Here is an 11,039-nt window from a genome sequence, read left to right as displayed (position 1 = left end):
CAACCCTTCAAGCAACGGCATGGTCACGATGTTCTGGGCTTCTTGCCCGTAGCTGCGCTGAAGCTCGCGCCCCATCAGCAGGTTGAATTTCTGGTCTGTCCCGCCCAGTTCTACATCTGCACGCAAAGCGACTGAGTCATAGCCTTGAACCAGCGGGTACAGGAATTCGTGAATCGCGATGGGCTGGCTGGTGCTGTAGCGCTTCTGGAAATCATCGCGCTCTAGCATACGGGCCACTGTGTACTGGGAAGTCAGACGAATAAAGTCTGCCGGCCCCATCTGGTCCATCCAGGTTGAGTTGAAGGCAACCTCGGTACGTGCCGGGTCCAGGATCTTGAACACCTGCGTTTTATAGGTTTCAGCATTCTCGAGCACTTGCTCGCGCGTCAGCGGGGGCCGGGTAGCACTCTTGCCACTGGGGTCACCGATCATCCCGGTGAAGTCTCCTATAAGGAAGATCACCTGATGCCCCAGCTCCTGGAACTGGCGCAGCTTGTTGATCAACACCGTATGCCCCAGGTGCAGGTCTGGCGCCGTTGGGTCGAAACCTGCCTTGATGCGCAAGGGTTGCCCACGCTTCAGCTTTTCGATCAGCTCGGCTTCAACCAATACCTCTTCCGCGCCGCGCTTGATCAGCGCGAGCTGCTCCTCAACAGAATGCATGTAACGCCCCACCGGCTGCGATTAACAAACGCTCAACATACAAGATCACCCGAACAAACCCAAGCAGTGCGGCGATGTGACTCCGCCCTGCGGCCGAAGCGTCTGGGAAAGCTTGCCTCAAGGATGAATTGGTTATATTTTAGGCAGTTATTTCATATTCATCATGTCATTCATCTTTTCCAATTCATTTTCATTACTATTTAAAAAGCCAAAAACTATGACCGACGCACCCTCCAAAGCGCCGCCCTTCTACCCCAAAACGCACCTGCTGGCCGCTAGCGGCATCGCCGCCTTGCTCAGCCTGGCCTTGCTGGTATTCCCTTCCGCCGACGTTGAGGCCAAGAAAACATCCCTGGCCATAGACCTTGAGCCGCCTACCCAGACGTTCCAGGAACAAAGCCTGAACACACCAGCGGCAGACGCTGGAAACGAGCCCTCCCCTTTCGCTCAAATAGAGGGTGAAGAGGACGATGCACCTGTTACTGCCCTTGATGCACCTGCATCGGAAGCTGCAAAACCGGCCGTAGCGATGGCACCTGCTCAATTGCACCGCCAGGTTGTGGTTGGAAAAGGTGACACGTTGTCCGGGCTGTTCGAAAAGGTAGGGCTGTCTTCCAGCGAGGTTCAATCAGCCCTGGACAGCGACAAGCAGGCCAAGCAATTTACCCACCTCAAGAAAGGGCAGGTACTGGAGTTTGAGCTAACCCCTGAAGGCAACCTGCAAACCCTGCACACCAAACTGTCGAACCTGGAATCCATCCGCCTTGAGCGCGGCAGCACAGGTAGTTTCGCCTTCCAGCGTGACGTGCAAACGCCAGTCATGCGTGCAGCCTATGTACACGGCACCATCACCAGTTCGCTGTCGGCATCGGCGCAGCGCGCCGGCCTTTCCCACGCCCAGGTCATGGACCTGGCCAGCATCTTTGGCTATGACGTGGACTTCGCTCAGGACATCCACCCTGGGGACCAATTCGATGTGGTGTATGAGCAGCGCGTGCTCAATGGCAAGGTGATTGGCACTGGCAATGTGCTGTCTGCACGCTTCGTCAACCGCGGCAAGGTGTACACCGCGGTGCGCTATACCAGCAAGCAGGGCAATACCAACTACTACACCGCCGACGGGAACAGCATGCGCAAGGCCTTCGTGCGTTCGCCTGTGGATTTCGCACGTATCAGTTCACGCTTCTCAGGTGGCCGCAAGCATCCCATCCTGAACAAGATCCGCGCCCACCAAGGTGTGGACTACGCCGCCCCCCGGGGCACGCCGATCAAGGCCACAGGTGACGGCAAGGTATTGCTCGCTGGGCGAAAAGGCGGCTACGGCAATACCGTGATCATCCAGCACGGCAACACCTACCGCACCCTTTACGGCCATATGCAGGGCTTTGCCAAGGGCATTCGCGATGGCAGCGCCGTCAAACAGGGCCAGGTCATTGGCTACATCGGTACCACCGGCCTGTCCACAGGCCCGCACGTGCACTATGAGTTCCAGGTAAATGGCGTACACGTAGACCCCCTGGGGCAGAAACTGCCCATGGCTGACCCTATTGCCCGTAACGAACGCCAGCGCTTCCTGCAGATAGCACAGCCGTTGATGGCACGGATGGATCAGGAGCGCTCTACCCTGGTTGCGAGCAAACGCTGATATGGCGCTGTACGTTGGCGTAATGTCCGGGACCAGCCTCGACGGCCTGGATATCGCGCTGGTCGAGCAAGGGCCGTCTACACGCTTGGTGGGGTCGCATTATGTGCCCCTACCGTCAGTACTACGGGACGAACTGCTGTCGCTATGCACCAGCGGGCAGGACGAAGTCGCCAGGGTTGCCCTGGCTGAAAACGCTTGGGCATCCCTGGCCGCCGAAGGGATTGCCCATCTTCTCCAAAGCCTGAGCATTGCGCCGCAACAAGTCCGCGCCATTGGCAGCCATGGCCAAACCATCCGCCACGAGCCAGCGCGTGGCTTCACGGTTCAGATCGGCAACCCAGCCTTACTGGCCGAACGCTGCGGCATCACAGTGGTTGCGGACTTCCGCCGTCGCGACGTGGCCGCCGGCGGCCAAGGCGCCCCTCTGGTACCGGCCTTCCATGAAGCGCTTTTCGGCCATCACGGCGAAGCCGTTGCCGTGGTGAACATTGGCGGCTTTTCCAACCTCAGCTTGATCTGCCCCGAACACCCCGTGAGCGGCTTCGACTGCGGGCCAGGCAATGTACTGATGGATGCCTGGATACACACCTGCAAAGGCGAACTGTATGACAGGAATGGCAACTGGGGCGCCAGCGGAACCGTCGATCAGCCTTTGCTGAGCACGTTCATGGCAGATCCCTTCTTCGCTACAAAAGGCCCCAAAAGCACAGGCCGGGAAGTGTTCAACCTGCCTTGGCTGAATACGCACCTGGCTCGCCACCCCATGGTTGCGCCTCATCATGTGCAAGCTACCCTGCTTGAGCTGACGGCACGCACTATCGCCGATGCCCTGCTCAGGGCGATGCCAGCCCCTGATGGCGTATTCGTTTGTGGCGGTGGCGCTCACAACACAGCGTTGATGGCTCGCCTGCAAGCGCTTATCCCCGGCGCTACCGTGGCCAGTACAGCGGCCTTGGCAGTTGACCCGGACTGGATGGAGGCCATGGCCTTTGCCTGGCTGGCCCATTGCTGCCTGGAACATATCCCAACCAACCGGCCTGCCGTGACTGGCGCCAAGGGCTTGCGCATACTGGGCGCCATCTATCCCGCCTGAACGAAAACGCCGCGACAGTGCGCGGCGTTTACAGGAACAGCCCAGGCGTTAGATCGAGAACGACTGCCCACACCCACACGTGGTGCTGGCATTAGGGTTGTTGATCACGAAACGTGACCCTTCCAATCCTTCCTGGTAATCCACTTCGGCGCCTGCCAGGTATTGGAAGCTCATGGGGTCTACCACCAAGCTCACGCCCTCGCGCTCAACGATCGTGTCGTCGTCAGCGATATCTTCATCGAAGGTAAAGCCATACTGGAACCCCGAGCAGCCACCACCGGTTACGAATACTCGAAGCTTGAGGCGGTCATTGCCCTCTTCATCAACCAGGGTTTTCACCTTATGGGCGGCACCCTGAGTGAACTGCAAAACCGTGGGGGTGAAGGTTTCAACGCTCATGCTGACTCTCCCGGCGCACGCCGAACTTTAATGCGAAAGGTGGCCATTATCCGCTTTCCCGAGCAAATTGGTCAACAATTGTGCAGGGGCGGACAAGGGCACAACCTTACGCACGGCTCAGGGCATCAGGCCTGCATGGGCCAACCCAAGCCGTTCGTTCAAACCAAACATGATGTTCAGGTTCTGCACGGCCTGGCCGGAAGCACCCTTCACCAGGTTATCAATCACCGACAGCACCACAACCAGGTCGCCGCCTTGAGGGCGGTGCACGGCCATGCGGCATACGTTGGCGCCACGTACAGAGCGCGTTTCCGGATGGCTGCCAGCAGGCATCACATCCACGAAGGGCTCGCTGGCATAACGTTGCTCGTAAAGCGCCTGCAAATCAACGGAATGGTCGGTGACCGTTGCATAAAGCGTGGCATGAATACCCCGGATCATAGGGGTAAGGTGCGGCACGAAGGTCAACCCGATGTCACCACCGCTCGCTTTGCGCAACCCTTGGCTGATCTCTGGCAGGTGGCGATGCCCCTTCACGCCATAGGCTTTCATGCTCTCGCCCGCCTCGCAGAACAACGAACCCACGCTCGCGCCTCGGCCGGCACCACTGACGCCCGATTTGCAATCCGCAATCAGGCGCGACGTATCGGCCAGGCCGGCTTCAAGTAGCGGCAGCAGGCCCAACTGGGCAGCAGTGGGGTAGCAACCGGGAACAGCGATCAAGCGGGCCGAGCGAATGCGCTCGCGGTTTACCTCGGGCAGGCCATACACCGCTTCACTCAGCAACTCAGGCGCACCGTGGGGCTGGCCATACCAGCGCGCCCACTCATCGGCATCCTCCAGGCGGAAGTCAGCAGACAAGTCGATCACCCGGGTGCCTGCAGCTAGCAGTTCACCCGCCAGCGAATGGGCTACACCATGGGGCGTTGCAAAGAAGACCACATCGCAGGCGCCCAAGGTGGCGACGTCCGGCACACTGAAGGTGAGGTTGTCGTAGTGCCCACGCAGGTTGGGGTACATGTCGGCTACCGATACGCCGGCTTCCGATCGGGACGTGATGATCGCGACTTCAGCCTCCGGATGCTGCGCCAGCAAGCGCAACAGTTCGACACCGGTATACCCCGTGCCGCCAACGATACCGACCTTGACCATCTAGCTGCCCACCCTGAACGTGCAATTGGAAAGCCCCGATGATAGGGGTGTGTGCCGTTGGCCACAACCGCCAGGGTGCTCTACTATCGAGCCGTCCTAACCCGTGGGAAGCCCCTTACATGCTCTATCTCTGGATCAAAGCCCTGCACATCGTCAGCCTGGTGTGCTGGTTTGCAGCGCTCTTCTACCTGCCTCGGCTGTTCGTGTATCACGCCATGAGCGAGGACGCGCCTAGCCGGGAGCGCTTCGTGATTATGGAGCGCAAACTCTACCGGGGTATCATGACGCCCTCCATGCTGCTGACACTGATCTTCGGTGCCTGGCTGGTGTACCTGAACCCAAGCTGGATGAGCATGGGATGGTTACATGCCAAGATTGCCCTAGTGGTGTTGCTGATTGGCTATCACCACGTGTGCGGTGCTCACCGCAAGCGCTTCGAGCGCAACGAAAGCCGACACAGCCATAAGTTCTATCGCTTCTTTAATGAAGTGCCTGCAGTGCTGTTGCTGCTTATTGTGTCGCTGGCGGTGGTGAAGCCATTCTGAAAAAAGAGGTAAAACAATGCCGAAGCACAGGAGGCTTCGGCCCCTTATAGTTCGGATCCATTTTTGGCTATAAGGCTTGTTTCATATGAACCGCGACATCCCCACTCAAGACATACCCGCTCAAGTTGTGCCTCCCACCCTGTACGCCCCTGGTCGCATACTGGCTTTCAGCGGGCGCATCAATCGCCTCCGTTACCTGTGTTGGGGATCGTTGACAACCATTGTCATGCTCTCCCTGTATTGGGTGATGCTTAACGCTAACGACTCTGCACTTGTCGTTTTCATCGTGCTTGTGCCTCTGACACTTGCCAACTTTGTGTTTGCCGCACGCCGTGCGATGGACTTCGGCTGGCCATGGTGGTCGGTTGGTGCAGCGTTCATCCCTATTGCAGGCATAGCCTTCTCGCTATTTATTCTGTTTCGCCGTGGCACGGAAGGGGCCAACAAATATGGCCCTCCACCTGCACCAGCCACCAAGTGCGAGGTGCTGATAGTCGTTACATCATTGATAGCCGCCTTCATTGGAGGCGCCATGCTGCCTTTCAGCGAGACTTTTCAAACTCTTGTTCAGTCGCTGTGACAGCCCCCAAGGCATAGGGATAAACTGCACCCCTTCTTCACTCACCGTGCCTGTTTTTCTCTATGCCTTCCTACGCTTTGGTAACCGGTGCCTCAAGCGGCCTTGGCCTGGCCCTTGCTGAAGCCCTGGCCCGCCGGGGGCGCAACCTGCTGTTGGTAGCGCGCTACCGTGAAGACCTGGAACCCATTGCCATCGAGTTCACCCAGCGCTTCGGGGTAGAGGTGCTGTTTAGGGCCTGCGACCTGAGCGAGCCTCTGCGCCTGACCGGTTTCTTGCTGGAGCTGGAAGAAAGCGGGCAGCACATTGACCTGCTGGTGAACGGCGCGGCCTTGCGCTCACAAGGGCACTTCCTTGCCCAAGACTGGTTGCGCGAACAGGACCTGATCGAGCTGAACATGCTGGCCCTGGCTCGCCTGTGCCATGCCATCGGTAACAGCATGGCCGTCAACGGTGGCGGGCAGATCCTGAACGTGGCCTCCATAGCGGCGTTCCAGCCAGGCCCTTGGAGAAGCAGCTATGCTGCCAGCGCTACTTATGTGCTGCATTTGTCCGAGGGCCTGCGCGAGGAGCTCAGGCAAAGCGGGGTAGACGTTTCAGTACTATGCCCCGGCCCCTTGAGCGCGGTGGGTACTCCTCCACGCGCTGGGCAGCGCAGCCGCTTTGCACTGCCCCCGGAAGAAGTCGCGCGCCAGGCAGTGTTGGCGTTGGAGCGAAACCGAGCGGTGATCATTCCAGGGTGGCGGGCACGCTGGGCAAGCCGTGCCGCTCGGCTTGCACCGCGGTGGCTAGTACGCAAGGCCATGGCCTTGGTTAACAAGGCCTATATGCGACCATGACCAAAGAGGCTGGGCGTAACCACCCGTAGGTGAGTACACTGGGCCACGCACGACAGTCAGGGAGAAACGCTGTGGACACGCTTTTCGACAAGATCATCCGAAGAGAAATACCGGCCACCATCCTTTATGAAGATGACCAGGTTATTGCCTTCAATGACATCGCGCCCCAGGCGCCGGTGCATTTCCTGGTAGTGCCGAAAAAGGCCATCGCTACCTTAGCCGACCTTAAGGAAGAGGACGTGCCATTGGCCGGGCATATTCTGTACACCGCCCAGCGCCTGGCCAAGGAGCAAGGTTGCGAGAAAGGCTTCCGGGTAGTGATGAACTGTAATGAAGACGGTGGCCAGACGGTCTACCACATTCACTTGCACGTACTGGGCAAGCGCCAGATGACCTGGCCGCCGGGCTGATGCCTGTTCCTGTTTCGCTTTTCATGTTCCCGGGAGGTATTCGTGGCCAACGACCGCCATTATTCAACGCTTGATAAACTCCTGCTCCAGGCTGACAACGTCGCCCGTACGCTGCTGCCGTTCAGCGGCCAGCCGTCCAGGCCCTCCCCTGCCCTACTGCAGCCGGATGTCCCCCTGAGCGACAGCCAGAGCAAACACGTGGCCGGCCTGATGCGCGTGAACCATACAGGTGAGGTCTGTGCGCAAGCGCTCTACCAAGGGCAGGCGCTGACAGCACGGTTGCCAGAAGTGCGCGCGTCCATGGAGCACTCCGCCAATGAGGAAGTGGACCACTTGGCGTGGTGCGAGCAACGCATTCGCCAACTGGGCAGCCGGCCAAGCGTGCTGAACCCACTATTCTATGGCATGTCCTTCGGGATGGGTGCCGTGGCCGGGCTTATCAGTGACAAGGTAAGCCTTGGCTTTGTGGCGGCGACAGAGCATCAGGTATGCAAGCACCTGGAAGAGCACCTGCACCAGCTTCCCGTGGAAGACCAGAAATCCCGCGCCATTCTAGAGCAGATGCATACGGACGAATCCCACCACGCCCAGGCCGCGCTGGATGCTGGCGGCTTTCGTTTTCCGCTTCCGGTAAAGCTCGGCATGAGCCTGATGGCCAAGGTCATGACCAAAAGCACCTACCGGGTATAACCGGTAGGTAGCCACGGCCCGCTCAAGCAGCGGGCCATACCTTGGGCCAAATCAGGCGATATTGCGCCCATAGAAGATTTCGAGCATTTCGTGTTTCACACGCTCAGTCACTTGTGCCCGCTGCTCGGTGGAGAAATTGCTGGTGGCATCGCCAAACAGGTAATTATCCAGTTCGAACTGCTTGAGCAGCATCTTGGTGTGGAACAGGTTTTCCTGGTAAACGTTCACGTCCATCATCTGATAGGCGTCGCGGGTGTCTTCAGACAGGTAGTTCTGAATCGAATTGATTTCGTGATCGATGAAGTGCTTGCGCCCTTCGATGTCGCGGGTAAAGCCGCGCACACGGTAATCCACAGTCACAATGTCTGAATCGAACTGGTGAATAAGGTAGTTCAACGCTTTGAGCGGAGAAATCACGCCGCACGTGGAAACGTCAATGTCCACACGGAACGTTGCTATGCCGTTGTCTGGGTGAATTTCCGGGTAGGTATGGACCGTGATATGGCTTTTGTCCAAGTGTGCCAGAATGGTATCGCGCAGTGGCCCAGGCGACTCTTCAATCTGGCTGTCGGTAGGCGTGACCGGCTGTTCTGAAATGAGGATCGTCACACTGGCGCCTTGCGGCTCGTAGTCCTGACGCGCGATGTTCAGGATATTGGCACCAATGATGTCGACAACGTCTGTCAGGATCTGGGTCAGGCGAGCGGCGTCGTACTCTTGGTTGATGTACTCGACGTAAGCCTGCTGGTCCTGCGGCGTCTGCGCATAGCAGATGTCGTAGATGTTGAAGCTCAAGGTCTTGGTCAGGTTATTGAACCCGTGGAGCTTGAGTTTGCTTTTCACCGTCTGAAAACTCTCTTTGAATGCGGCCGAGCCGCGTGATCAAGCATGCCCGTCAGGCGCCAGCTGGCGACTGCGTAGGACGGTTTACACCTCTTCGCGTTGGCGATTTTGGTTGTTCTGCCCGGTTGCTAACCGGCTTCAAGGTAGCCTTGAAAAAGTGGCGCATTATGCAGACCTGCGCCACCTCACGCCAGTATGAAAGCCTTTTATGATAATTGAGCGTCGCCCAGCTCGATGATCTCGTACGAATGGGTCACGCTCACCCCACCTTTGGCCAGCATGATGGAGGCCGAACAATACTTTTCGGCGGATAGCTCCACCGCGCGCTTCACGTGAGATTCTTTCAAACCCCGCCCCTGCACCACGAACCGCAAGTGAATACGGGTAAACACCTTGGGGTCTTCATCGGCACGCTCGGCGTCCAGGAAGGCTTCACAGCTTTCCACGGGCTGGCGTGCTTTCTTGAGAATGGCAACCACGTCAAAGCTGCTGCAGCCACCCAGGCCGATCAACACCATTTCCATCGGCCGAACGCCCAGGTTGCGCCCGCCGCTTTCAGGTGCACCGTCCATGACTACGGCATGGCCGCTACCGGATTCTCCGATGAACATAGCCCCACCGGCCCACTGGATACGTGCCTTCATTACTGGCTCTCCTTTAAAAAGGCGGCCAGCTTAGCACAGCCATTTCAAGGCAAAATCAGCGCATTTTTCTTAAAGGTCTCAAGTTCCTGGCAAATATCGCGATACAAATGAAGTGCTGATAAGCTGACGCCAATTTGATGGCATTCTGACTTCTCATCTTTATCTGTCGCCTCGTACCGGAATCCAGCCCATGGTTGCGTTAGTTGCTACCAAAACCAGCCCGATTGACAAACTCCTGGGGCATTGCCAACGGCGTCGATACGCCGCCAAGAGCAACATCATCTGCGCCGGCGACAAGTCGCTCGTTCTGTCCTACATCATCAAAGGCTCGGTCACCATCCTGATCGAAGACAGCGATGGCCGGGAAATGGTCATTGCCTACCTGAACCAAGGTGATTTCTTCGGCGAACTTGGGCTTTTCGACCCGCCCCATATGGAAGGCGAACGCAACGCCTGGGTGCGGGCAAAGACCGAATGCGAAGTGGCCGAAGTCAGCTATGTGAAGTTTCGCGAGCTGGCCCGGTTGGAGCCGGAAATCCTGTACAGCCTCAGCTCGCAGATGGCGAATCGGCTTCGCCGAACGACACGTAAGGTGGGCGACCTCGCTTTTTATGATGTGACGGGGCGTGTAGCCCGCTGCCTGACCGACCTGTGCAAGGAACCCGATGCCATGACACACCCCGATGGTATGCAGATCAAGGTCACGCGCCAGGAAATCGGGCGAATTGTAGGCTGCTCCAGGGAGATGGTAGGGCGCGTGCTCAAAGACCTGGAAGTACGCCAGCTGATCCAGGTGAAGGGAAAAACCATGGTGGTCTACGGCACGCGTTGATGCAGCCCGCGAATATCTGTCAGCTCCCGCGCTATCCAGGCCTGCACATCATCTAGCACGTACTGGCCAGGAAAACGCTGTTCCAACGCCACATGGCTGTCGGCGTTGCAGCGCTGTGGCAACCCGCAGGCTTCATTGAAGCGATTAACGGCCGCCACCATGGCTTCACGCTGGTCATGCATGAGCATGGCGCCGTGCACAAGCACCACAGGCCCGCCGTGCTGGCGTGACTGGCGCCAGCGCTGGGCCGTGCCTACCCACTTGCGCCCATCCAGGTTAACGTTGTAACGCCCGTCGCAAAACGCACCGGGTACTTCACCCAACGTTGCTTCGCCTCCCAGGCACTCAAGGGCGCGGCATAAAGGTTGGCACAACCGAAGGTAGGCGCGCTCCAGGCGATTAAGGTCCCCTTCGATGCGGGGTGCGGCATACACCAACGCCACGTTTACAGTCGCGGAGGACTGCGGGACGGGTTCGCCACCGGTTTCCCGCAGCAGTACTGGCCACCCCAACGCCTCGACGGCAGCAGCACCCTGAGCAAAATCAGACAGCCTCTCCATGCGCCGGGGCATGACCAACGCCTGGTCCACGGGCTGCCATAGCAACACGCCGTCTTCCTGCCGCCCTTCGCACACTGAAGCCAACAACGCCAATTCAGCCTGCAGGCCCTGTTCGGTGGTCAGTTGCTGCACATCGGCCATGGTCGT

14 protein-coding genes (1 of these 14 running past the window's edge) are annotated in these 11,039 nt (G+C 58.4%); 8 read left to right on the top strand and 6 right to left on the bottom strand.

Annotated elements, in window-relative coordinates; all coding sequences use genetic code 11:
• Positions 1-663: the 5' portion of a tyrosine--tRNA ligase gene (gene tyrS / locus ACSAMW_RS17315; protein ID WP_500591344.1), read on the bottom strand. The gene continues 537 nt to the left of window position 1, outside the view; only the first 663 of its 1,200 coding nucleotides appear in the window; its start codon is at positions 661-663; its stop codon lies beyond the left edge, outside the window.
• Positions 664-880: 217 nt separating this feature from the next.
• On the opposite strand from tyrS, the gene ACSAMW_RS17310 reads away from it, so the two are divergent.
• Both ACSAMW_RS17310 and ACSAMW_RS17305 read left to right on the top strand, forming a co-directional pair.
• Complete coding sequence (locus ACSAMW_RS17310) at positions 881-2,308, top strand: peptidoglycan DD-metalloendopeptidase family protein (protein ID WP_500591343.1); 1,428 nt, start codon at positions 881-883, stop codon at positions 2,306-2,308.
• Position 2,309: 1 nt separating this feature from the next.
• Positions 2,310-3,401, top strand: coding sequence for an anhydro-N-acetylmuramic acid kinase (locus ACSAMW_RS17305; protein ID WP_500591342.1), 1,092 nt, complete (start codon positions 2,310-2,312; stop codon positions 3,399-3,401).
• Positions 3,402-3,449: 48 nt separating this feature from the next.
• On the opposite strand, the gene erpA is transcribed toward ACSAMW_RS17305, so the two are convergent.
• Both erpA and argC read right to left on the bottom strand, forming a co-directional pair.
• Positions 3,450-3,800 carry an iron-sulfur cluster insertion protein ErpA gene (gene erpA / locus ACSAMW_RS17300; RefSeq protein ID WP_168085355.1) on the bottom strand — a complete coding sequence of 117 codons (351 nt, stop codon included), beginning with the start codon at positions 3,798-3,800 and terminating at the stop codon, positions 3,450-3,452.
• 117 nt (positions 3,801-3,917) lie between these two features.
• Positions 3,918-4,952, bottom strand: a complete 1,035-nt coding sequence (argC, locus tag ACSAMW_RS17295; RefSeq protein ID WP_500591341.1) for an N-acetyl-gamma-glutamyl-phosphate reductase — start codon at positions 4,950-4,952, stop codon at positions 3,918-3,920.
• Positions 4,953-5,071: 119 nt separating this feature from the next.
• Here argC and hemJ point away from each other — a divergent pair, with 119 nt between their 5' ends.
• From hemJ to coq7, 5 genes are all read left to right on the top strand, one after another.
• On the top strand, positions 5,072-5,497 hold the full coding sequence (hemJ, locus tag ACSAMW_RS17290) for a protoporphyrinogen oxidase HemJ (RefSeq protein WP_500591340.1): 426 nt from the start codon (positions 5,072-5,074) through the stop codon (positions 5,495-5,497).
• A gap of 85 nt (positions 5,498-5,582) precedes the next feature.
• Positions 5,583-6,077 carry a DUF805 domain-containing protein gene (locus ACSAMW_RS17285; RefSeq protein ID WP_500591339.1) on the top strand — a complete coding sequence of 165 codons (495 nt, stop codon included), beginning with the start codon at positions 5,583-5,585 and terminating at the stop codon, positions 6,075-6,077.
• 62 nt (positions 6,078-6,139) lie between these two features.
• Positions 6,140-6,913 carry an SDR family NAD(P)-dependent oxidoreductase gene (locus tag ACSAMW_RS17280; protein ID WP_500591338.1) on the top strand — a complete coding sequence of 258 codons (774 nt, stop codon included), beginning with the start codon at positions 6,140-6,142 and terminating at the stop codon, positions 6,911-6,913.
• A 71-nt stretch (positions 6,914-6,984) separates the two neighbouring features.
• On the top strand, positions 6,985-7,323 hold the full coding sequence (locus ACSAMW_RS17275; protein ID WP_500591337.1) for a histidine triad nucleotide-binding protein: 339 nt from the start codon (positions 6,985-6,987) through the stop codon (positions 7,321-7,323).
• Between the two features lie 42 nt (positions 7,324-7,365).
• Positions 7,366-8,013 (top strand): 2-polyprenyl-3-methyl-6-methoxy-1,4-benzoquinone monooxygenase, encoded by a 648-nt coding sequence (coq7, locus tag ACSAMW_RS17270; RefSeq protein ID WP_500591336.1) that lies wholly within the window; start codon positions 7,366-7,368, stop codon positions 8,011-8,013.
• Between the two features lie 51 nt (positions 8,014-8,064).
• Here the strand turns inward: coq7 and speD are convergent, their stop codons facing one another.
• Both speD and ACSAMW_RS17260 read right to left on the bottom strand, forming a co-directional pair.
• On the bottom strand, positions 8,065-8,856 hold the full coding sequence (gene speD, locus ACSAMW_RS17265) for an adenosylmethionine decarboxylase (RefSeq protein ID WP_168085362.1): 792 nt from the start codon (positions 8,854-8,856) through the stop codon (positions 8,065-8,067).
• Between the two features lie 206 nt (positions 8,857-9,062).
• The gene (locus ACSAMW_RS17260; protein WP_168085363.1) at positions 9,063-9,500 is read right to left on the bottom strand and encodes an OsmC family protein; all 438 of its coding nucleotides are present in this window, start codon (positions 9,498-9,500) and stop codon (positions 9,063-9,065) included.
• Between the two features lie 190 nt (positions 9,501-9,690).
• Here ACSAMW_RS17260 and crp point away from each other — a divergent pair, with 190 nt between their 5' ends.
• Positions 9,691-10,332, top strand: a complete 642-nt coding sequence (crp, locus tag ACSAMW_RS17255) for a cAMP-activated global transcriptional regulator CRP (protein WP_500591335.1) — start codon at positions 9,691-9,693, stop codon at positions 10,330-10,332.
• Here crp and ACSAMW_RS17250 read toward each other — a convergent pair.
• Positions 10,317-11,033: a lipoate--protein ligase family protein gene (locus ACSAMW_RS17250; RefSeq protein ID WP_500591334.1), complete on the bottom strand. Its 717-nt coding sequence runs from the start codon at positions 11,031-11,033 to the stop codon at positions 10,317-10,319. The genes crp and ACSAMW_RS17250 overlap by 16 nt on opposite strands.
• Between the last annotated feature and the right edge of the window lie 6 nt (positions 11,034-11,039).

The sequence above is a fragment of the Pseudomonas sp. AB39(2026) genome, assembly GCF_059831485.1.
This window is presented reverse-complemented; position numbering and strand designations above follow the sequence as displayed.

Coding starts and splice junctions, on each gene's coding strand:
- ACSAMW_RS17310 (WP_500591343.1), top strand. CDS start 881: ATGACCGACGCACCCTCCAAAGCGCCGCCCTTCTACCCCAAAACGCAC.
- ACSAMW_RS17305 (WP_500591342.1), top strand. CDS start 2,310: ATGGCGCTGTACGTTGGCGTAATGTCCGGGACCAGCCTCGACGGCCTG.
- erpA (WP_168085355.1), bottom strand. CDS start 3,800: ATGAGCGTTGAAACCTTCACCCCCACGGTTTTGCAGTTCACTCAGGGT.
- argC (WP_500591341.1), bottom strand. CDS start 4,952: ATGGTCAAGGTCGGTATCGTTGGCGGCACGGGGTATACCGGTGTCGAA.
- hemJ (WP_500591340.1), top strand. CDS start 5,072: ATGCTCTATCTCTGGATCAAAGCCCTGCACATCGTCAGCCTGGTGTGC.
- ACSAMW_RS17285 (WP_500591339.1), top strand. CDS start 5,583: ATGAACCGCGACATCCCCACTCAAGACATACCCGCTCAAGTTGTGCCT.
- ACSAMW_RS17280 (WP_500591338.1), top strand. CDS start 6,140: ATGCCTTCCTACGCTTTGGTAACCGGTGCCTCAAGCGGCCTTGGCCTG.
- ACSAMW_RS17260 (WP_168085363.1), bottom strand. CDS start 9,500: ATGAAGGCACGTATCCAGTGGGCCGGTGGGGCTATGTTCATCGGAGAA.
- crp (WP_500591335.1), top strand. CDS start 9,691: ATGGTTGCGTTAGTTGCTACCAAAACCAGCCCGATTGACAAACTCCTG.
- ACSAMW_RS17250 (WP_500591334.1), bottom strand. CDS start 11,033: ATGGCCGATGTGCAGCAACTGACCACCGAACAGGGCCTGCAGGCTGAA.